Origin of the sequence: Cysteiniphilum sp. JM-1 (assembly GCF_008711525.1) — a bacterium.
Classification (GTDB): domain Bacteria; phylum Pseudomonadota; class Gammaproteobacteria; order Francisellales; family Francisellaceae; genus Caedibacter.
This window is the reverse complement of the sequence record NZ_VXKS01000013.1, coordinates 23,521-44,730: the sequence shown is the minus strand read 5'-3', so window position 1 is coordinate 44,730 and position 21,210 is coordinate 23,521. Positions and strand designations below refer to the sequence as shown.

Annotated in this window: 15 protein-coding genes and 1 pseudogene; 8 read left to right on the top strand and 8 right to left on the bottom strand. The window is 40.0% G+C overall.

The genetic code is table 11. The annotated features are described in order from the left end of the window. The first annotated feature begins 17 nt into the window (after positions 1 to 17). From hutU to hutI, 3 genes are read left to right on the top strand one after another with little or no spacing between them, the layout of a single operon-like run. On the top strand, positions 18 to 1,718 hold the full coding sequence (gene hutU, locus F3D68_RS07195) for a urocanate hydratase (RefSeq protein WP_151193765.1): 1,701 nt from the start codon (positions 18 to 20) through the stop codon (positions 1,716 to 1,718). Next, on the top strand, positions 1,715 to 3,286 hold the full coding sequence (hutH, locus tag F3D68_RS07190; protein WP_224728262.1) for a histidine ammonia-lyase: 1,572 nt from the start codon (positions 1,715 to 1,717) through the stop codon (positions 3,284 to 3,286). Before hutU ends, hutH begins: the two co-directional genes overlap by 4 nt. Before the next feature lie 17 nt (positions 3,287 to 3,303). Next, entirely contained in the window at positions 3,304 to 4,500 is a 1,197-nt protein-coding gene (gene hutI, locus F3D68_RS07185) for an imidazolonepropionase (RefSeq protein ID WP_151193764.1), read from the top strand. A 369-nt stretch (positions 4,501 to 4,869) separates the two neighbouring features. Here the strand turns inward: hutI and mpl are convergent, their stop codons facing one another. From mpl to F3D68_RS07170, 3 genes are all read right to left on the bottom strand, one after another. Then, entirely contained in the window at positions 4,870 to 6,252 is a 1,383-nt protein-coding gene (gene mpl / locus F3D68_RS07180) for a UDP-N-acetylmuramate:L-alanyl-gamma-D-glutamyl-meso-diaminopimelate ligase (protein ID WP_151193763.1), read from the bottom strand. Between the two features lie 182 nt (positions 6,253 to 6,434). Continuing rightward, positions 6,435 to 7,124, bottom strand: coding sequence for a 5'-methylthioadenosine/adenosylhomocysteine nucleosidase (locus F3D68_RS07175; protein ID WP_151193786.1), 690 nt, complete (start codon positions 7,122 to 7,124; stop codon positions 6,435 to 6,437). A gap of 85 nt (positions 7,125 to 7,209) precedes the next feature. Further along, positions 7,210 to 7,971, bottom strand: a complete 762-nt coding sequence (locus F3D68_RS07170; protein WP_117003559.1) for a metallophosphoesterase family protein — start codon at positions 7,969 to 7,971, stop codon at positions 7,210 to 7,212. Positions 7,972 to 8,261: 290 nt separating this feature from the next. On the opposite strand from F3D68_RS07170, the gene F3D68_RS07165 reads away from it, so the two are divergent. Continuing rightward, positions 8,262 to 9,506, top strand: coding sequence for an MFS transporter (locus F3D68_RS07165; RefSeq protein WP_151193762.1), 1,245 nt, complete (start codon positions 8,262 to 8,264; stop codon positions 9,504 to 9,506). A gap of 5 nt (positions 9,507 to 9,511) precedes the next feature. Beyond that, a complete protein-coding gene (locus F3D68_RS07160) occupies positions 9,512 to 11,698 on the top strand; it encodes a primosomal protein N' (RefSeq protein WP_151193761.1) in 2,187 nt (728 codons plus the stop codon). 61 nt (positions 11,699 to 11,759) lie between these two features. On the opposite strand, the gene pckA is transcribed toward F3D68_RS07160, so the two are convergent. After that, positions 11,760 to 13,379 (bottom strand): phosphoenolpyruvate carboxykinase (ATP), encoded by a 1,620-nt coding sequence (pckA, locus tag F3D68_RS07155; protein ID WP_151193760.1) that lies wholly within the window; start codon positions 13,377 to 13,379, stop codon positions 11,760 to 11,762. A gap of 174 nt (positions 13,380 to 13,553) precedes the next feature. On the opposite strand from pckA, the gene F3D68_RS07150 reads away from it, so the two are divergent. After that, positions 13,554 to 15,212, top strand: coding sequence for a glutamine--tRNA ligase/YqeY domain fusion protein (locus F3D68_RS07150; RefSeq protein WP_151193759.1), 1,659 nt, complete (start codon positions 13,554 to 13,556; stop codon positions 15,210 to 15,212). A gap of 1 nt (position 15,213) precedes the next feature. Here F3D68_RS07150 and F3D68_RS07145 read toward each other — a convergent pair whose 3' ends face one another. After that, on the bottom strand, positions 15,214 to 15,780 hold the full coding sequence (locus F3D68_RS07145; protein ID WP_151193758.1) for a DOMON domain-containing protein: 567 nt from the start codon (positions 15,778 to 15,780) through the stop codon (positions 15,214 to 15,216). A gap of 340 nt (positions 15,781 to 16,120) precedes the next feature. Here F3D68_RS07145 and F3D68_RS07140 point away from each other — a divergent pair, with 340 nt between their 5' ends. Both F3D68_RS07140 and F3D68_RS07135 read left to right on the top strand, forming a co-directional pair. Then, complete coding sequence (locus tag F3D68_RS07140; RefSeq protein ID WP_151193757.1) at positions 16,121 to 17,599, top strand: oligopeptide:H+ symporter; 1,479 nt, start codon at positions 16,121 to 16,123, stop codon at positions 17,597 to 17,599. A 90-nt stretch (positions 17,600 to 17,689) separates the two neighbouring features. Next, positions 17,690 to 18,550 carry a mechanosensitive ion channel family protein gene (locus F3D68_RS07135; protein WP_151193756.1) on the top strand — a complete coding sequence of 287 codons (861 nt, stop codon included), beginning with the start codon at positions 17,690 to 17,692 and terminating at the stop codon, positions 18,548 to 18,550. Here the strand turns inward: F3D68_RS07135 and ispD are convergent. The 3 genes and pseudogenes from ispD to eno all read right to left on the bottom strand — a co-directional run. Continuing rightward, positions 18,526 to 19,221, bottom strand: a complete 696-nt coding sequence (gene ispD, locus F3D68_RS07130) for a 2-C-methyl-D-erythritol 4-phosphate cytidylyltransferase (protein ID WP_151193755.1) — start codon at positions 19,219 to 19,221, stop codon at positions 18,526 to 18,528. The two genes, F3D68_RS07135 and ispD, sit on opposite strands and share 25 nt — an antisense overlap. After that, positions 19,218 to 19,538: a septum formation initiator family protein gene (locus F3D68_RS07125; RefSeq protein WP_117001162.1), complete on the bottom strand. Its 321-nt coding sequence runs from the start codon at positions 19,536 to 19,538 to the stop codon at positions 19,218 to 19,220. The genes ispD and F3D68_RS07125 overlap by 4 nt, the downstream gene beginning before the upstream one ends. A gap of 238 nt (positions 19,539 to 19,776) precedes the next feature. After that, positions 19,777 to 21,132, bottom strand: a pseudogene (gene eno / locus F3D68_RS07120) (phosphopyruvate hydratase); the annotation flags it as partial. Positions 21,133 to 21,210 lie beyond the last annotated feature (78 nt).

Below are 21,210 nucleotides of genomic sequence, written 5' to 3'. Positions count from 1 at the left end.
TAGGAGGAATTTATACTATGTCACGCACCATCAAAGCCGCAACAGGAACCAAACTTAGCGCTAAATCATGGCTGACTGAAGCGCCTCTTCGTATGTTGATGAACAACTTGGATCCTGATATTGCCGAGCATCCACAAGATCTTGTTGTTTATGGCGGTATCGGTAAAGCGGCACGCAATTGGGAATGTTTTGATAAAATCGTTGAATGCCTAGAGAAGCTTGAAGATGATGAAACACTACTTGTTCAATCAGGAAAGCCTGTCGGTGTTTTCAAAACGCATGCCGATGCACCACGTGTACTGATTGCCAACTCGAATCTTGTGCCACACTGGGCAGATTGGCAGCACTTCAATGAGCTTGATAAAAAAGGCTTGATGATGTACGGGCAAATGACCGCAGGTTCTTGGATTTATATCGGTTCACAAGGCATTGTTCAAGGCACCTATGAAACTTTTGTTGAAATGGGACGCCAGTATTATAACGGTGATTTATCGGGCAAGTGGATTCTCACAGCGGGTCTTGGTGGCATGGGCGGTGCGCAAACACTTGCGGGTGTTTTAGCTGGTGCTTGTGTGTTAGCCATTGAGTGTGATGAAAGTCGCATTGATTTTAGATTGCGTACAAAATACGTCGACTATAAAGCCAAAACCCTTGATGAAGCAATGGCTATTATCAATAAAGCTTGCGCTGAAAAGCGTGCGATTTCTGTCGGACTTTTAGGAAATGCTGCTGAGATTTTACCGGAAATGGTCAAGCGCGGGATTAAGCCTGATGCAGTTACCGATCAAACCAGCGCTCATGATCCATTAAATGGCTATTTGCCAATTGGTTGGAGTTTAGAAAAGGCTAAAAAAGAGCGTCAAAGTAATCCTGATCTTGTCGTTGCTGAAGCCAAAAAGTCAATGAAAGCGCATGTAGAGGCAATGCTTGAGTTTGCCAAGCAAGGCATTCCAACTTTTGACTATGGTAATAACATTCGCCAAGTCGCCTTTGATGAAGGCTTACAAAATGCGTTTGATTTCCCAGGTTTTGTGCCGGCATTTATCCGTCCACTCTTTTGCCAAGGCATTGGACCGTTTAGATGGGTTGCTTTATCAGGTGATCCTGAAGATATTTATAAAACCGATCAAAAAGTCAAAGAGCTTATGCCAAATGATAAGCACCTGCATAACTGGCTTGATATGGCAAAAGAGCGTATCGCTTTCCAGGGTCTTCCGGCACGTATTTGCTGGGTTGGTCTAGGCAATCGTGCTCGCCTTGGCTTAGCATTTAATGAAATGGTCAAAAATGGTGAGCTTAAAGGTCCTATCGTCATTGGTCGTGATCACTTAGATTCAGGCTCTGTTGCAAGTCCTAATCGCGAAACAGAAAGCATGAAAGACGGCTCTGATGCTGTCTCTGATTGGCCGTTATTAAATGCCCTTCTTAATACCGCAGGAGGAGCTACTTGGGTGAGTTTACATCACGGTGGAGGTGTCGGCATGGGCTTCTCGCAACACTCGGGTGTTGTTATTGTTGCCGATGGCACTGAAGCTGCAGCGAAACGCTTACAGCGCGTCTTAACCAATGATCCAGGCACGGGTGTCATGCGTCATGCCGATGCCGGTTATGATATCGCCATTAATTGTGCTAAAGAAAAAGGGCTAAACTTACCCATGGTTAACGCCAATTCAAAAGATGGTCATTGCACCTCAACCAAGAAAGAGGCATTAATATGAGTGAAGTGATGAACCACACAAATACAACGAATAACAAAACATTAAACTCACAAAGCTTTTGCTTAATTCCTGGTGAGCTTAGCCTTCAGGATATTGAGTTACTAATTACGAGCGCCTGCCCTATTCATTTAGATGATCGTGCTTATGCTAAAGTAGCAACATCTCGCAACATTGTTGAAGAAGTGTTAAGTGCTGGCAAAACAGTCTATGGCATTAATACTGGTTTTGGTTTATTAGCCAATAAAAAAATTCCAACAACTGATCTTAAAGAGCTACAACGCCGTATCGTCTTATCTCACGCTACTGGCGTTGGCAAACCACTGGATAATGATACGGTTAAGCTCATCATGCTCCTTAAAATCAACAGTCTTGCACAAGGCTACTCAGGTGTCACACAACAAACCTTAGATGCGTTAATCGCCTTTTATAATCATGGCATTTATCCGGTGATCCCTGAGCAAGGCTCAGTTGGAGCATCTGGTGATTTAGCTCCTTTAGCACATATGAGTATGCCACTTATTGGTGAAGGAGATGTTAATTATCAAGGGCAACGTATCAGTGCACAAGATGCCTTAAAACAAGCGGGATTAAATACGATTGAACTTCAGGAAAAAGAAGGCTTGGCTTTACTTAATGGCACGCAAGCATCAACAGCGATTGCTTTGATGGGTCTGATTAAAGTTGAGCGTAATTTCAGTATTGCTACTATTGCTGGCGCTTTGAGTATTGAGGCAACCTTTGGTAGCATGAAACCTTTTGACCCTGTTATCTCCCAGATCAAGCGCGTTGAAGGGCAAATTATTTTCTCAAAAGTCATGCGCAATTTATTGGAAAATAGTGAGATTATGCACTCACATGATCACTGTGGCAAAGTGCAAGACCCTTACTCCCTACGCTGCCAACCACAGGTGATGGGTGCGGCATGGCAAGTGATCAATGATGCTAAACGCAATTTATTAAATGAAGCTAATGGCGTATCTGATAATCCATTGATTCTGCCCGAAACCAAAGAAATTATCTCAGGTGGTAACTTCCACGCTGAAATGGTCGCCATGAGTGCCGATATGCTGAGTATTGTTTGTGCTGAGATCGGTGCGATCTCTGAGCGTCGCATTGCCCTTTTGATCGATAAGCATTTAAGCGGCTTACCTGCCTTTTTAATTGAAAATGCCGGACTTAATTCAGGCTTTATGTTGGCGCATGTCACTGCATCATCACTAGCCAGTGAGAATAAAACACTAGCCCATCCGGCATCTGTTGATAGCCTGCCAACTTCTGCCAATCAAGAAGATCATGTTAGTATGGCAACTTTTGCCGCACGCAAATTAAATACGATTGCTCAGAATGTATTATCTATCTTAAGTATTGAAGTACTTGCTGCTTGTCAAGGGGTGTCACTAAGAGCGCCACTTAAAACATCGAGTCTATTAGACAGCAAATATCGCCAGATTCGCGCCAAAGTCCCTTATTACGATGAGGATCGCTATTTTGCACGTGATATCGAAAATGCCACAGATGTCATCAAGCAACATGCTTTCTATAGCGATGTTCACACACAGCTTTTTTAAATATTAAAGGTGAGAATATGTACGATTTGATCATCCAAAATGCGCGCCTTGTGACCTTTGATCAAGACGAGCGTATTTTGGATAATGCTACTTTAGTCATTAATCAAGGCAAGATCATTGATATCTTAGTCAAAGGCTCAGTACTACCTAAGGCACGTGAAATCATTGATCACAATGGTCAACTGCTAACTCCAGGACTCATTGATTGCCACACGCATCTTGTCTATGGTGGCAATCGCGCGGATGAGTTTGAAATGCGTTTAAATGGTGCATCCTATGAGGAAATTGCCAACAAAGGCGGCGGCATTCGTTCAACCGTTACAGCAACACGTAACGCCTCTTTAGATACGTTATATCACAGTGCTCACAGACGCCTTAAGCAAATGATGCAGTATGGCACAACCACTTGTGAGATTAAGTCAGGTTACGGCTTAGATATCGATACTGAAATGAAGATGCTTAAAGTTGCACAAAAGCTTAATACATCAAAAGGTATAGATATTATCCCGACCTTTTTAGGTGCCCATGCTTTGCCACCTGAGTTTGATGGCAAGGATCAATATATTGATTTTATTATTACTGACATGCTACCAGTGCTTAAAAAAGAAAATCTGGCACACGTTGTTGATGGTTTTTGTGAAAATATTGGCTTTTCACACGCGCAAATAAAACGCCTATTTACTCACGCCAAAGAACTTGGATTTCAGCTAAAGTTACATGCCGAGCAGTTATCTGACCAAAAAGGTGCGGCGCTTGCTGCTGAGTTTAACGCCTTATCCGCTGATCATTTAGAGTATCTTGCACTTGAAGATATTGCTAAAATGCATGCGGCAAACACGGTTGCCGTTTTATTGCCTGGCGCTTATTATTTCTTACGTGAAACCAAACTGCCTCCGGTGACTGAGCTTTTAAATAATCACGTCAAAATTGCCATTGCCACTGACGCTAACCCAGGTTCATCACCCTTTTTGTCATTACCATTGATGATGAATATGGCATGTACCCTATTTCGCATGACGCCTTATCAAGCCTTTCAAGCAACAACGATCAATGCCGCTTACGCACTTGGCATCCAAGATCAAAAGGGGAGTATTGAAATCGGTAAATGTGCTGATTTAGTCTTATGGGATTGCGAGCATTACAATCAAATTATCTATGATGCAACGTTGAATTATCGCAAAGCAACCATTAAAAATGGGCAGTTATTTGCTTAAACTTTGCTGCACTAATCGCACACTCCTTTCATTTCTGGTTAATATTTTCAAATCACTTCACCGCTGCAAGCAGCTCAAGTGACTTACTTTTGGCATTGCTCCAAAAGTAAGCAAAAACGCTAGCCTCACAAATTTTTTAACGCGCATTTTGCGCTGCTTCACAAACTCGCTACGCTCAAACATGTTGCGCAGTAATCCTCTTCAATGCGCTAAAATTTGCAATGGCATACTCACTTTGCCCATTCAAGTTTTGCGTCAAGTAAAATGGAGCAGATTTTTGCATGTTCGATTACGGAGTACGAGTTTGCAAAGATTCCATTTTACTGGCGTCAACAAAACTTGCAGGGCGAGCTTTTTGATTACTTTTTATTAACTGAAATTACGCATTTTCTCTATTTCGACACCTCGCCTCGCAAGTGCACCTAACTGTTGATGCAACCCATCAAAAGCACCATTACTCATAATGACGTAATGTGTAAAACGCTCGGGTTGTGATTGCTTGAAATGCTCAACAATATTGGCAACCTGATCAAATACCAGAAAGTTATCTTTGGCATACGATGCCGCTTGCCACTGCATCACACTGTTTTGATAAAACCAGATCTCATCGGCGATATTAAGCGCATTGATTAATGCTGATTCTTGCGCGCCCATTTTCATCGTGTTTGAGCGTGGCTCTAAAATTGCGACAACTCTTTCCTTATCTCCAGCACGTGCTTTAATGGCTCTGAGTGTTTGTGCGACTGCCGTTGGGTGATGCGCAAAATCATCATAAATGGCATAGTGATCGTTTTGTGCAATGCATTCAAGGCGACGCTTGACTCCTTTGAAGTTTTTAAAGCTCTCTGTCACTTTATCCAATGAAACACCGAGTGTTTTTAAAACCGCATACGCTGATAGCGCGTTTTTAGCATTATGCTCACCTAATAACGTCCAGTTGATCTTAAGTGTTTTATTGTGATCTATGATCTCAAATTGGCTATAGTCTTGAAGTATAGGCTTAATATCAAGTCCATGCTCAGCTTGCAGCGGGCAACGCTCAGACCAACAGCCCATCGCTAATAGCTTATCAATATGTGTATCCGGCTTAGGATAGATAACTGTAGATTTTCCAGGTAACAGCCGCATCAAATGATGAAACTGGCGATAAATATCCTCGATCGAGTTAAAAATATCGGCATGATCAAACTCAAGATTGTTGACGACTAATATGTCTGGATGATAATGCATAAACTTCGAGCGCTTATCAAAAAATGCCGTATCATATTCATCGGCTTCAATCACAAAGTACTCCGAATCCGTTAAGCGCGATGATACGCCAAAGTCCTGAGTAATCCCACCAACCAGAAAGCTTGGATTTAATCCCACATCATCCATCAGTTTAATCACCATTGAGGTGGTAGTTGTTTTGCCATGTGTGCCAGCAATGGCAATGACTTTTTTATCTTTAAGAATTTCTTGATAAAGCCACTCGGGTCCCGAAAAATACTCAAGCTCGCTATTTAATAAATATTCAACAATTGGCATACCACGGCGCATCGTATTACCAACAATCACCTGATCCGGTTTAAATGATTCAATATCATACTCATAACCGGATATAAGCTTAATGCCTTGAGACTCAAGATAGCTGCTCATCGGTGGATAAACATTTTGATCACTGCCTGTGACCTTATAACCTTTTTCACGCGCTAGTAACGCTAAAGCACCCATAAACGTGCCACAAATACCTAATATATGAATGTGTTTCATGCTAAAAGAAACCTTGTTTAACTATTTACTTTCTAAAACCATATCTTTATAAGTGCCTATGCAAATATTATCGGGTATTTTTGGATTCTCGGATCAAGTCCGAGAATGACCACGCATCGTCATATTCGGGCTTGACCCGAATATCCATTGTTACCAAAAAACTATTGTTTAGGTACTTAACCTTATAACAACCTTACCAACGATAAAATAAGTGTGGCTGATTGCTTGGCTGCTTTCTCAACAAACTGTGGGAAATCATCCACTGCCTGACCATCTGCTGTATCTGAGATAGCGCGCAATATCACGCAAGGGATATTAAGCTCATGACACACTAAGTTAACACTGGCTCCTTCCATCTCAATCGCCTGCGCATTGAAGTGCTTCACAATCATCTCTTTCACTTCTTTGCTATGGATAAACTGGTCCCCCGTTGCAATAACACCTTCTTTTAAGGCAATACCATGCGTATTTGCTGCTTCCTTTAACTTTGATGTTAAGCGCTGACAAGTTTCGATAAACACTTTACTGCCTGGAATTTCGCCCTTTTGGCGACCAAATGCGGTGATATCAATATCATGTTGTACTGTTTGTGTGGCAACAACGATATCCCCAACTTGCACATCTGCTGAGCCGCCTCCTGCGACACCAGAGAATAGCAAAACTTCCGCGCCAAAATGCTCAATCATCACGGTTGCGGTCAAGGTTGAAAATACCTTACCAATTTTACTATAGGCAATAATTAAATCATGTCCATGATAGCGTCCTAGATAATAGGTGTTATTGGCATATTCTTTGGTGTCATAAGTATCTAATTCAGCAAGAATTGGTGTAATCTCTTCGGGCATTGCCCCCATAATTGCAATTTTCATTATTATTTTTGATTTTTCTTGGTCATGATGAATGGCAGATACTATACGCAAAACATTATTGGTTGACCATCAATAACTGAGCTTATAACTAGAACTTAGCATCATAATCAAATGCCGGATGCTTTGATAAATCTATCACACGATGTGGTGATGGCTTGCCTTGTTTACCCGTGGATGTCCCGCCATCATAAACACGTGGGATCCCCCATTTACCACTCCACACTAAACCATCGTGATTATGACCAAACAAAAGCATATCAATCTTGTGCGCTTTAAGTATTTTACCTAAATCATCTGAGTCTTTTAAATGATGAAATGGACGGGGAGAAAAGGGATGGTGATGCAGATAAACCACGCGATATTCTGCATTTTTAACATCTTCATCATGGCTTAAATAATTATCTAAACGCTGTAATTGCGCCTCACCCAACTGCCCCTCGGCAAATAATCGATCATACCAATGAAGCTCTTCTGCCATTGAGTCTAATCCCAGAAAGGCAATATTATCGATAATCGTTTTAATTGGATATTGCACATCAATACTGCCATAAAAAGCTTGTTTAAATGCTGGCACATAACCACTGTAGCCAATCGATCCTGTGCCGTAATCATGATTACCCGGAATCACGAGCACATGAAACCCCGCGCGCTTTAAGCGATTGATCTGTGCTAAGGCTTCATCATAAGCACCATCCTTTGTTGCATCCTCGACAATGTCGCCAGTAATGACAATAATATAATCACCCGCCTTTTCCTTGGTAAAAATAATGCGTGTAACTAAATCACGCATAACTGAAGATAGGTTTTCATAACCTAAATGGGTATCAGTTAAGTGAATAATCCGTTTCATTGCTTATCCTTTTATCTGTTGGTTGTAACTTTAATTTGCAAGCATCTAAGCAATGGTTTATTGGTAGTCATGGATATTTGGGTCAAGCCCGAATATAACGGTTAGCGGTCATTCTCGGACTTGATCCGAGAATCCAAAAAAAACACCTAATAATATTTGCATAGCTACTTAAGATACGACTTCAGTATAGTCAAAACTTTCGACATAAAAGAAAATTTATCTCTAGTCTTGCCAAAATTTCATTGATAGAATCAGGCAACCCCGATGTGAATATGGACAGATCAATCAATATGCTTAATAAAAATCAACGTAAAATTCTATGGTTATCAAGCTTAGGTGGCATGCTTGAGTTTTATGATTTCATCATCTACGCACTCCTTGCTGGCTATATATCACAGCTTTTTTTCCCGACGCATTCAGCAATTAACTCACTTTTAATTGCCTTTAGTGCTTATGCTGTTGGCTATTTTGCACGACCATTTGGCGGCATTATTTTTGGACATTTTGGTGATAAATATGGCCGCAAGAAAACCTTTACCATTTCGATCTTAGTGATGGCATTATCAACGTTTGTCATTGGTATTTTGCCAACCTATCAAAGCGCTGGCATGTTAGCTCCTATTTTATTGGTGATCTGTCGCATTGCCCAAGGCTTCTCTGTCGGTGGTGAAATCCCTGGTGCTATTACTTATGTCAGTGAATCAGCGCCGGATAAAAAAGCCTTTATGACTGGTTTTGTCTTTTGTTTTTTAATCTCAGGCGTCGCCATTGGTTTTATTGTTGAAGCGCTTTTATTGCAATTTTTTAGCCATGAGCAAATGCTTATGCATGTGTGGCGTGTGCCCTTTATTTTGGGTGGCATTTTTGGCTTTATTGCTTATTATCTACGTAAACAATTGATGGATATTGAGGACTTTCAACCCTTTATCCAAAAAGAATACGCTTTACCAATTACCAAAGTCTTGCACACCCATGGTTGGAACTTAGTCTATACCACCATCATTGTCTCATTCGGTGCATTATGCTTTGTGACCTTATTTTTATTACTTCCAGCCTATTTTGGCACTATTCTTAACTTGCATTTGAAAAATTTTGTATGGGTTAATAGCTTGGGCGTTATTATTCTGTCAGTTTTATGTATTATCGTTGGTTTTTTTGCCGATAAAATCAATAGACAAGTGATTCTATTATTAACCACTATCATCACAATGATTGCCAGCTTTTTTATCTATCACATCTACACACAAAGCCAAGATATTTACTTCGTTGCTATCGTTCTCAGTGCAATTATTTGCGCGTTATGCTGGGGCAATATCCCTGCAATGCTTATTGATGCTTTCAAACAAGATGTGCGTTACAGCGGCATCGGTTTTGCTTATAATCTAGGTTTTGCTGTTTTTGGTGGTTTAACGCCAACGATTGTTATTGCTGCCATTAAAACCAGTGGTAACTTAATGGCACCTGCCTATGTCTTGGCTATTGGTGCCCTTATTACCCTTATTACTATGCTCATTAATCGCATAATCAAAAAATAACATTTATGACTATTGTTCGCGTTCTTGTGCATGGTCCCTTTACGGATGGGCTTGATTATCTTTATTCAGTAACAGCGACACCAATACTTTTCACCCGCGTTATTGTCCCACTTGGCACACGTAAGGTAATTGGTGTCATCAGTGAGATTAACCCCAAAGTTAGCTTACCCAAAGATAAACTTAAGCCCATTATTAAAGTACTTGATCAAAAGCCGCTGTTATCAACAGAAGCGATTGATCTGATTAAATGGCTTGCCAATTACTATCAGTGCACATTGTATCAAAGCTTAAGATTATCGCTACCAAAGCACTATTTGCAAAAAGAACACCCCGAATGCGCCAAGCAAATTATTTATACCTTAAATACTGCTGATCATAATGATTTTAAACCTGCTAAGAATGCACATAAACAGCATAAAGCATTAGCGTTATTGCGTGAACATGGCGGTGTTTCGCATGATACCTTTATCAGCCATGAGATAACATTGACAACCATAAAATCACTCATCAACAAAAATATCATCACACAATCAAAGCATAGGCTCTTTCCAAAAACTCACGCCACAACAGCGATAAAACCGCGCACATTGACTAGCGCACAGCAAAGCGTTGTTGATGCGATTTGTCAACACCTTCATCAATTTAAAACCTTTTTGCTTTTTGGCGTAACGGGCAGTGGCAAAACAGAAGTGTATATTGAAGCGATTAAACCCGTGATTCAAAGTGGCAAACAAGTATTAGTTTTAGTGCCTGAGATCAACCTTACACCCCAAACGTTGATGCGCTTTGAGCAAAACTTTAATGAACCTATTGCAGCTATTCACTCGCAACTGACTGACCAAGCCCGCTTTGAGCTGTTTGTTAAAGTCCAAAATTCTGAGATTAATATTATTATCGCAACACGCTCAGGTCTTTTATTTGACACGCCAAATCTTGGCATGATTATCGTTGATGAAGAGCATGACGCCTCTTATAAGCAACAAAACATTCCTACCTATCACGCGCGCGATATTGCGATTGTCAAAGCGCAAAAATATAATATTCCAATTATCTTAGGTAGTGGCACGCCATCTTTAGAAAGTTATTATCATGCGTCAAATGGCAAATATCATTTATTAACCTTAAAAAATCGCGCATTGAATCAAGTCAGTAATCAAGTACATATTATTAACTTGCAAAAAAGTAAAACACAAGCGGGCTTGAATCCGATATTGATTGATAAAATCAAACAGACGATTGCCAACAATGAACAAGTCCTGTTATTTATTAATCGTCGCGGTTTTGCCCATAGCTTAATCTGTCAAGATTGCGGTTGGTGTGCTAACTGTAACCAATGCGAGAAACCATATACCTTACACACCAAGCCTCAGCATCTGGCATGTCATTTTTGTGGCAAAGCACGTGAGATTATTCTGCAGTGCCCTAATTGCCAATCACATAACTTATCAGACATTGGACAAGGTACTGAGAAACTCGAAGATGAATTAACCGCTCTCTTACCAACAGCTAATATCGCGCGGCTAGATCGCAGCTCAACGCAAAAAAAAGGCGCACTTGAAGATGTGCTTAATGACATTAAATCACAACATATCGATATTATCGTTGGCACACAGATGATTGCTAAAGGGCATGACTTTCAGAATGTTAGCCTTGTCGGTATTATCAATGCTGATGCAGGCTTTTACAGTCAAGATTTTCATGCTGTTGAGAGAACCGCGCAATTGATTATTCAAGTCGCCGGCAGAACGGGACGAGGCAGTAAACCAGGAGATGTTTATATTCAAACCTATCAGCCAGATAATCCTATATTACAATTAATTCTACAGACCGATTATAAAAAATTCTTAGAGCATAGCCTTGAAACACGCAAGCTTCTTAGCTACCCGCCTTTTTCCTATCAGGCATATATTTACGCCCAAGCAAGTAAGACACAGACCTGCACGCATGCCTTGCAACAACTAAATCATGCACTTGTAAACTGTAATGAACAAAAAAAATTACACTGTCAAATCTCGCATGTGCTACCTGCAATTAATATCAAACAAGCAGGACATTATCGCTTTATGTTGATGTTGACAGCGGGTACACGCAAACAGCTTAAACAACTGTTAAATGAGGTTAGTAATGACATTAAGCTTGCGCGTAAAAAGGTAAAGATCACCATTGATATCGATCCTGTAGATATTAAATAGAACCCCACGGGCTTGAGCCCGTGGGGTTCTATTTAATTTTTTCCCTGATTTAAGTCACTGGTTAAACCAAGGCATCAGACTTTGGGCCGTATTGCTCATACTTTTTACCTAAGTCATTATTAGTAAATTTCTTGAAGTTATTGACAAACATCTCAGCAAGCTTCTGATATTGAGCATCATAGGCAGCTTTATCTATCCACGTATTGCGTGGATTTAAAATATTACTGTCAACATCATGCAAAGCTTGCGGAATCTCAAAACCAAACATTTCATCTTTGCGTAATGGCGCATGATCAATCGAACCATCAAGTACCGCATCAATGATTGCACGTGTATCTTTGATTGAAATGCGATGCCCTTTACCATAGCCACCACCCGTCCAGCCGGTATTAACCAAATAAGCACTGGCACCATGCTCAAGCATTTTCTTACCTAAAATTTCAGCATATTTTGTTGGGTGAAGTAATAAAAATGGTTGACCAAAGCATGATGAAAATACGGCTGTTGGCTCTTTAACACCTAGCTCAGTACCGGCAACTTTTGCCGTGTAACCAGATAGGAACTGATACATTGCCTGCTCAATCGATAGCTTTGATACAGGAGGTAGTACACCATAAGCATCACAGGTTAAGAAAATGATCTTAGTTGGGTGCCCTGCCTTAGATACAGGCTTAACAATATTATCAATATGGTAAATAGGGTAAGAAACGCGTGTATTCTCAGTTTTTGCATTTGATGCGAAATCAATGCTTTTATCATTGTTTAAAACCACATTCTCAAGTAATGCATCACGACGAATCGCATGATAAATATCTGGCTCATTTTCTTTAGATAGATTAATGGTTTTAGCATAGCACCCGCCTTCTAAGTTGAAGATGCCATCATGATCCCAACCATGTTCATCATCACCGATTAGCTCACGCTTTGGATCAGCGGACAATGTTGTTTTGCCTGTACCTGATAGACCAAAAAATAGTGCTGAGTCACCTTTCTTACCGACATTTGCAGAACAATGGAAAGAGCCGATCTCTTGCAATGGTAAGAAGTAATTCATCATCGAGAAAATGCCCTTTTTGATCTCACCACCGTACCATGTACCACCAATTAAAGTCATACGCTCAGCGATATTAAATGCCACAAAAGTTTCTGAGTTTAAGCCCCATTTTTGATAATCTTCACATTTAGTTTTGCACGCATTTAAAATTGTCCAATCTGGGGTGAATTTTTTAAGCTCATCTGCTGTTGGGCGGATAAACATATTTTTAAAGAAATGCGCCATCCACGCAACTTCAGTCACCAAACGAACAGACAATCGTGTTTCAGGATTAGCACCACAAAAGCCATCCATAACATACAGTTTTTTATCATTAAGCTGTATCGTTGCCAATGTTTTTAAGTGTTGCCAACTTTCAAGAGACAATGGTTTATTGTCTGAGCCATCTTTTGCCCACCAAACATTTTTCTTGGCTTCAGCCGTTTCAACGATAAATTTATCTTTTGGTGAACGCCCTGTATATTTACCCGTATCTACAGCAACAGCACCAGTAGCTGTTTCAACCCCTTTTTCATACCCTTGAGCAGTTGCTGACGTTTCGTGATCATATAAGCCTTCATAAGAAATATTGTGAAATATTTCTTTTGTTTCATTAATTCCGCATTTTTTCAACTGATCAAGTAGCATTTTTGTAAATTCTCCATTGTTTTGTGCATAAATATAATAATATGCCAAAGAAAAATGAACAACCCACGCTAACCAACTTTATCAAAATTTTATTCGCTTTACTAAGCTTGCTATTGAGCTCGCTGATAAAGCACTTTACAATAACGCGGTTAGTTAAATAAACCTGAGCAAACAATGTCTGAAACTGCACACAAGACCAATTTTATACGTAATATTATCGATAGAGATCTTGCTAACAATAAAACTCATGGCAAGGTGATTACACGCTTTCCACCAGAGCCTAATGGCTACTTACATATCGGGCATGCCAAATCGATTTGCCTTAACTTTGGTTTGGCACTAGCTTACCAAAAAGGACCATGTCACTTGCGCTTTGATGATACAAATCCAGCTAATGAAGAAGCAGAGTTTGTTGCAGCAATCAAAGAAGATGTTAAATGGCTTGGCTTTGATTGGGGAGATAATCTTTTTTATGCCTCTGACTATTTTGAAACACTCTACGCGCTAGCGGTTAAGCTAATTACAGAGGGTAACGCCTATGTTTGTGACTTAACAGCAGATGAAGTGCGCGCTCACCGCGGCACACTAACTGAAAGCGGTAAAGATAGCCCATATCGCCAACGCAGTGTTGAAGAAAATTTACAAAAATTTGAACAAATGCGTCAAGGCCTCTTTGATGAAGGTACGTGCACCTTACGCGCTAAAATTGACATGAGTGCTGGCAATATAAATATGCGAGATCCAGCACTTTATCGCATTAAGAAAGTAACGCACCCGCATACTGGAGAGCTTTGGTGTATTTACCCTATGTATGATTTCGCGCATGCTGCCTCTGATGCTATTGAGAACATCACTCACTCACTTTGCACCCTTGAGTTCCAAGATCACCGCCCATTGTACGACTGGGTTGTTGAAAAATGTGGATTTGAGAATAAACCTCAACAAATTGAATTTTCACGCTTGAATTTAAACTACACCATTACCAGCAAACGCAAACTAAAATATCTTGTTGAACACAAGCTTGTTGCTGGCTGGAACGACCCTAGAATGCCTACTATTCGCGGATTACGTCGCCGTGGTGTGACACCCTCTGCTATTCGTCGTTTGATCGATCTTGTCGGCATTTCAAAGCAAGACTCCATTACTGATTACAGCTTATTTGAAGAGGTCATTCGTGATGATTTAAATCAAACAGCTGAACGTCGCAATGCCGTATTAAAGCCGTTATTGGTTGAGATCGATAATCTAGCAAACGAAGTACTCAATGTGCCGAATCATCCACAAAACCCTGATTTCGGACGCAGAGATATTAGCATTTCAAACCGTATTTATATTGAACAAGATGATTTTATAGAGCAATTAGAGAAAGGTCATAAAAAGCTCTCTTTAAATGGACGCGCGCGCTTATTAAATGCGTACGTGATCGAATGCTATGACCTTGAAAAAGATCACTTGGGTCATATCACCAAATTAAAATGTCGCTATCTGCCAGAAACACTAGGTGGCAAAAAACCAAATGACGGTATCAAACCACAAGGGATGCTCCATTGGGTGGATGCTAATAATTACATCAATGCCGAAATCAGGCAGTATGATCGCCTATTCAACTGCGAAAACCCCGCTGCCTTAGACAATTTAGAGCAAGGCTTAAATCCACACTCTTTAGTGGTTATTAACAATGCCAAGCTTGAAGCTTCATTAGCACAGACTGAAGTCGAAACACGTTTTCAGTTTAACCGTTTAGGTTATTTTTGTGCTGATCAAGTTGAGCATAGCGCTAGCAATATTGTCTTTAATCAAATTGTTAATCTTAGAGATACCTGGGCAAGTTAATTTATTTAGGCAACTTTATCTCCGCACTAGTGCGATACTGATGATAACTAGTGAAATTCTTTGCGCCATTTTTGCCATAAGCTAATATTATGGGAATATCTTCGCCTTGAGTAAACGTATAATTATATTTAGCAGATGATGGCGTCATTGGCAGTGTGAAACTAATGGTTGTTAGCCCTTTCTCCACTTTGCCCGAAACCAGTTTAACCGCTGGCGTACCGCCTAAAGATATAACACTCTTGTGTGGTGGACGTCCTTTCACCCCATACTCCTGTGATAACTGCACTTTACCATCGGCATCAACATATCCCAACACCATCATCGCATCTACCATCGTATTGTTAACACCAAATCCGACGGCAACCCATCCCGTTGTCTTGGCACTTAATGTAAACTTGATATTTTTATCTGCTTGCAACTGATAAGACAAGTACATATTCTTCAAATGCAGTGAACACACACCCTCTTTGCACACCTCATTAGGTACTTTGGCACCCGCAAATACAGCTGTCACCATCAAACTACTTGTTAACATTAATCTTAAAGTTTCCTTTACTATTCTATTCATGTATTTTCCTTATTTAATGTGATGAATGATAAGGACATTTAAGCACAGCAAATCTCGTAATACAATTACAGTAAACAGCAAAAACAGCACTCAAAGTTATCATACGAAATGTATCAAATGATAAAATCATTTTAAAATGGAGCAAATTTACAGTCGCTTACTTATTTTAAGTTGATTTTAAACATAAAAGGATTTATAAATACTGCCAGAGCGGAAGAAGTCAAAAAATAAGATCTAGAAAACTACTATGAATCAATAATGCCATTGATTCATAGTAGTTTTGTCGGTGTCTTATATACATTCTGACTCTAAATGTTATAAAAAACACGGGAGAAACTACATGTCAAATGAGGTTATTGCCTCTAGAGGTCTACCTAAACCATTTTGGGTGATCTGGGGAATCGAATTATGGGAGCGTTTCGGTTATTATGCGACGCAAGCTATTTTAGCACTCTACTTTGTAAGTCACTTAGGGTTTAGCCAAGAGCTAAGTATTTATACTTTTGGCTCTTTTTCAGCCTTTGTATATGGATTTGTTTGGGTTGGCGGCTATGTTGGCGATAAATACCTAGGTGCCAAGCGTACTGTTGCACTCGGCGCCATTATTTTACTCATTTCATATATTGCATTAGCAATGTCAACTAAGGGCACGATATTTTACGCGCTTGGCGGGATTATTGTCGGTAATGCGCTGTTTAAAGCAAATCCATCATCACTTATTTCTAAGTTATATGAAAAAGGTGACCCTGCTTTAGATGGTGCGATGACCTTATATTATATGGCAATCAATTTAGGTTCATTCGTTTCTATGCTAATTGCCCCAGTTGCCGCACAAGCTTTTGGCTGGGAAGCAGCCTTCTGGATCAGTGCTTTTGGCTTATTACTTGGTCTTTTAAACTACTTTGTCTTTTATAAAGTCTTAGGCTCTCTATCGACCGAGGCAGGCGCAAAACCAATGATTTTCGGTCGTTTGATCACCATTATTGTTGCATCAATTGTTGCTGTTATTGTTTTTGGTAAACTGCTACCGCATACAGAAATTTGTTACACGATTGTTTACATTGTTGTTGCAGGTGGTTTCTTATACTTCTTAAAAACCGCCTTAAGCTTAAAAGGCTCTGATCGCATTCGTATGCTTATTGCATTTCTTTTGATTCTTGAAGGGATTGTCTTCTTTGTTCTTTACAACCAGATGCCAACTTCGCTAACATTCTTTGCTGTGCACAATATCGATAACAACCTCTTTGGTTGGACAATTCCTGCAGCTTCTTACCAAGTTTTAAACCCACTGGTAATTATTATTGCCTCACCTATTTTGGCTGTGATTTATAGAAAACTACCAGGAACGCACGTTACAAAATTCTGCTTTGGTATGACATTGTGTGGTCTTGCCTTCTTGGTACTTTTTTTACCGCGCTTTACTGCAGCTGAAACGGGTCTTGCTTCACCTTGGTGGATGGTACTAACTTATACTTTACAATCTACGGGTGAGTTATTAGTTTCTGGTCTAGGTGTTGCCATGGTTGCTGAGCTTTGCCCACGCGCCATGTCTGGCTTTGTTATGGGTATTTGGTTCTTAACATCAATGTTAGCGGGTCCACTAGGTGCGTTTGTTGGTAATATGACTTCTCCACCAAGTGGTGTGACATTAAGCACAGTCGAAAGTCTCCATGTCTATACAGGGGTGTTTGCACAAATCGGTATTGTTACCTTGATTATTGCCGCAATTATGTGGCTCTCACGCCCAATTTTGAATAAGTATATTCATGATAAAAAAGAGATCACCAGTGACCATCAAATCAATGAAGTCATCAACTAAATAACTTCTTTATATTTCCACTTGCACTATTTGCTATTTTCTGTAACTTTAGCTTCATCAATAAATCTTTAGACTTAAAGGACTGACTTCATGGAGTTTCAGACACAGAATATTAATCAATATTTTCAATGGATCATATCGCTTATCTTAGAACATTTGCCTAGCGTTGTTCTTGCGCTGATTATTTTTGTTATTGGACTTATTCTTGCCAAAGTTGTTCGATCAACTACGCAAAAGCTACTCTTTAAAACCAAGCTAGACAAAGCGGTAACGATGTTTTTAATGCAGATATTGCATATCTTTCTGGTTATCTTTGTCATTTTGATTGCCTTGAGTGAAATGGGTATATCCACTACCCCACTAACTGCCGCAATTACGGCACTTATTGTTGGTATCGGTATGTCATTAAGAACCTCTGCTAATATCGTTGTTTCAGGCATTATGATTGTCTCAACACGCCCATTTAGAATTGGCGAATTTGTTGATATGGGCGGCACAACAGGAATTGTCGAGGCGATTAACTTTGTCTTTTGTACACTACGTACTACCGATGGTCGTGAAGTCAAAGTGCCTAATAGCTTAGTGACTTCACGCATTATTACTAATTTCTCTAACAACGAGTTTCGTCGCAATGATTTCATTATCGGTATTGGTTATAGCAGCGATCTAAAGAAAGCAAAGTCACTATTGCAAGAGCTTGTAACAAACAATGCAAGCATTATTCAAGAAGGTGATAAAGCGCCTATTATTCGTGTTGATGCTCTAGCTGATAGCAGTGTCAATTTACTGGTTCGCTATTGGACAAAGCGCGCCGACTTTCAGGAAACTAAATGGGCTCTAACCGAGCAGACTAAACTTTGCTTTGATGATAATGATATTGAGATCCCCTTCCCTCAAAGATCATTACATATCGAAAATATTCCGGCTCAACTTAGCGTTGATAAAAAATAATTGGCAAGCACCAGATCCTCTGGTGTCGTGATTTTAATATTACGCTTATCGCCATCAATGATAATAGGCTGATGATCAAGCGCTTCAATTGCAGATGCCTCATCCGTCACAACAATATTATTGTGTAGACAAAAATAATAACCCATCAATAAACTGCGATAGCGAAATACCTGTGGCGTTTGCGCAAGATAAATCTGTTTTCTATCGAGCGTTTTAACGATATTAAACTCCGTATCGACGGCTTTAACAGTATCATGAGCTGCGGTGGCGAGAATCCCACCAATCGCATTTTCAACACGAATAGCCGCATAAAGCCTTCTGATATCATCTAAGCGCACACAAGGTCTTGCGGCATCATGTACAAAAACCCAATCATCATCACTAGCAACATTTTTCAAAGCCATCAAGGCATTGCGCACACTATCACTACGCTCTTTGCCACCGGCGCATATCTTAATGCGTGCATTGCTGATATGAATTGAGTTTTTCCAGTAACGATCTTTTGAGTCAAGTGCGACCACAACCAGATCAAAGAAGGGTTCGCTTAATAAGCGTGAAATCGTCGTATCGAGAATCGATAAACCATTATCCAGTTTAATGTATTGCTTTGGAATATCATGATTCATGCGACTACCAATGCCACTTGCCGGGATCACTAGAATTCGTTTCATTGACTATCTTCCTGTAATGCCACTTTTTTATCCTGCGGTGTAACGATTTGATAGAAAACCTCACCATTTTTGATAAAGCCAAGATTAGCACGCGCCATGCCTTCAAGCACGGAGTCATTTTGACGCAAAGAGACAATCTCTGCATACCAATGCATATTACGCGCTAAAAGCTCATTATTTTTTTGCTGCTTGACGCTTACCTGTCCATTTAGCTCATGCGTGGCAAAGAAACCTGTTTTGCTCCACCAAAAATCGTATTGTAAGGCAACAATGCCAATAAATAGTACAGCAATAAACAGGGTGTAACGTGAGATCATTATATTTTTATTTTTTAGGTTTTATGTTTTTGATGTTTTCTTATGCTTTTGGCTGAGCTTCTGCTGTTGCATCACTTCCAACCGACTCAGCTTTTTTAATTTCTTTGTCCTCTTGAGACTGAGCATCATTCACTAAACTTTCCGTTTTTTCAACGATATGTTCCTTGACTTCAGTGGTATGATTTTTTTCATCTTCAACAATGACGATTGTCTCTTCAACAACAGTATTTTTTTGTGCTACATGCGCTTTTTCTGCTTCATCTGTTTCAGCATTTTGCTCAGCAGTTGAATCATCAGCATCAACATCGTCACTAAAATTAAATGTCTTAAGTCCAGGGTAGATGGCATTATCTGCTAAATCTTCTTCGATACGTAATAACTGGTTGTACTTAGAAACACGATCAGAGCGGCATAGTGAACCTGTTTTGATTTGTCCGGCACCCGTTGCCACCGCTAAATCAGCAATCGTCGTATCAGATGTCTCACCTGAGCGATGTGAAATAACACATGTGTAACCTGCTTCAGCTGCCATTGCCATCGCTTCAAATGTCTCACTTAATGTACCAATTTGATTGAGTTTAACTAAAATTGAATTAGCAATGCCTTTATCAATTCCTTCACGCAAAATTTTGCTATTGGTCACAAACAAATCATCACCAACTAATTGCACTTTTTTGCCTAAGCGTTCAGTTAATAACTTCCAGCCTTCCCAGTCATTTTCAGCCATGCCATCTTCGATAGAAATAATCGGATAGCGATTAACCCAATCTTCTAGATAATCAACAAACTCCGCTGAGCTTAGTGATTTATTCTCAGATGCCAACACATACTTGCCATCTTTGTAAAACTCACTACTGGCTAGATCTAGCGCGATATAAACTTCTTCACCGGCTTTATAACCCGCCTCTTCAATCGCTTTTAAAATCATTTCAATCGCCACAGAATTTGATGGCAGATTAGGTGCATATCCGCCCTCGTCCCCTACACCGGCAACGCTAAAGCCTGCATTTGCTAGAACTTTTTTCAAGGTGTGGAAGATTTCAGCGCCACAACGAAGTGCATCAGAGAATTTATCAAAGCCAACTGGCATAATCATAAATTCTTGCATATCGACATTATTATCAGCATGCTCACCACCGTTGATTACATTCATCATCGGCACTGGCATAATATACTCTTTAGAGTTCATCAAATAACGATAAAAAGGTTTTCTAAGGTGTGAAGCTGCCGCTTTAGCACATGCCAAAGACACCGCTAGAATCGCATTAGCACCTAACTTTTCTTTATTTTCAGTACCATCTAGATCAATCATCGTCTGATCAACCAAACGTTGATCTAAAGCATCTAAGCCAACAACCGCTTTTTTAATTGCTTTATTGACATTATTCACTGCTTTTTGCACGCTTTTGCCAAGATAGTTCTTCTTATCACCATCACGTAATTCCAGTGCTTCTCTGGTGCCTGTTGATGCACCTGAAGGTGCAGCAGCACGCCCAAAAGCACCTGATTCTAAAATAACATCGGCTTCAATTGTTGGATTACCACGGGAGTCTAAAATTTGTCTTGCAACAACATTACTAATTTTTGCGTTCATTGTTTTACCTTTAATTTGTTCATTCCATTCCTAAAAACTGGCATAAGAATACCAATATTTGCTCTAAATGCCTAGCAG

What these genes read in the sequence shown, in the direction of transcription:
- pckA (WP_151193760.1), bottom strand. Translation starts at nt 13,379, where the DNA reads ATGCTACTTGATCAGTTGAAAAAATGCGGAATTAATGAAACAAAAGAA.
- hutU (WP_151193765.1), top strand. Translation starts at nt 18, where the DNA reads ATGTCACGCACCATCAAAGCCGCAACAGGAACCAAACTTAGCGCTAAA.
- hutI (WP_151193764.1), top strand. Translation starts at nt 3,304, where the DNA reads ATGTACGATTTGATCATCCAAAATGCGCGCCTTGTGACCTTTGATCAA.
- hutH (WP_224728262.1), top strand. Translation starts at nt 1,715, where the DNA reads ATGAGTGAAGTGATGAACCACACAAATACAACGAATAACAAAACATTA.
- F3D68_RS07135 (WP_151193756.1), top strand. Translation starts at nt 17,690, where the DNA reads ATGGAGTTTCAGACACAGAATATTAATCAATATTTTCAATGGATCATA.
- F3D68_RS07145 (WP_151193758.1), bottom strand. Translation starts at nt 15,780, where the DNA reads ATGAATAGAATAGTAAAGGAAACTTTAAGATTAATGTTAACAAGTAGT.
- F3D68_RS07165 (WP_151193762.1), top strand. Translation starts at nt 8,262, where the DNA reads ATGCTTAATAAAAATCAACGTAAAATTCTATGGTTATCAAGCTTAGGT.
- F3D68_RS07150 (WP_151193759.1), top strand. Translation starts at nt 13,554, where the DNA reads ATGTCTGAAACTGCACACAAGACCAATTTTATACGTAATATTATCGAT.
- mpl (WP_151193763.1), bottom strand. Translation starts at nt 6,252, where the DNA reads ATGAAACACATTCATATATTAGGTATTTGTGGCACGTTTATGGGTGCT.
- F3D68_RS07140 (WP_151193757.1), top strand. Translation starts at nt 16,121, where the DNA reads ATGTCAAATGAGGTTATTGCCTCTAGAGGTCTACCTAAACCATTTTGG.
- F3D68_RS07160 (WP_151193761.1), top strand. Translation starts at nt 9,512, where the DNA reads ATGACTATTGTTCGCGTTCTTGTGCATGGTCCCTTTACGGATGGGCTT.
- ispD (WP_151193755.1), bottom strand. Translation starts at nt 19,221, where the DNA reads ATGAAACGAATTCTAGTGATCCCGGCAAGTGGCATTGGTAGTCGCATG.
- F3D68_RS07170 (WP_117003559.1), bottom strand. Translation starts at nt 7,971, where the DNA reads ATGAAACGGATTATTCACTTAACTGATACCCATTTAGGTTATGAAAAC.
- F3D68_RS07125 (WP_117001162.1), bottom strand. Translation starts at nt 19,538, where the DNA reads ATGATCTCACGTTACACCCTGTTTATTGCTGTACTATTTATTGGCATT.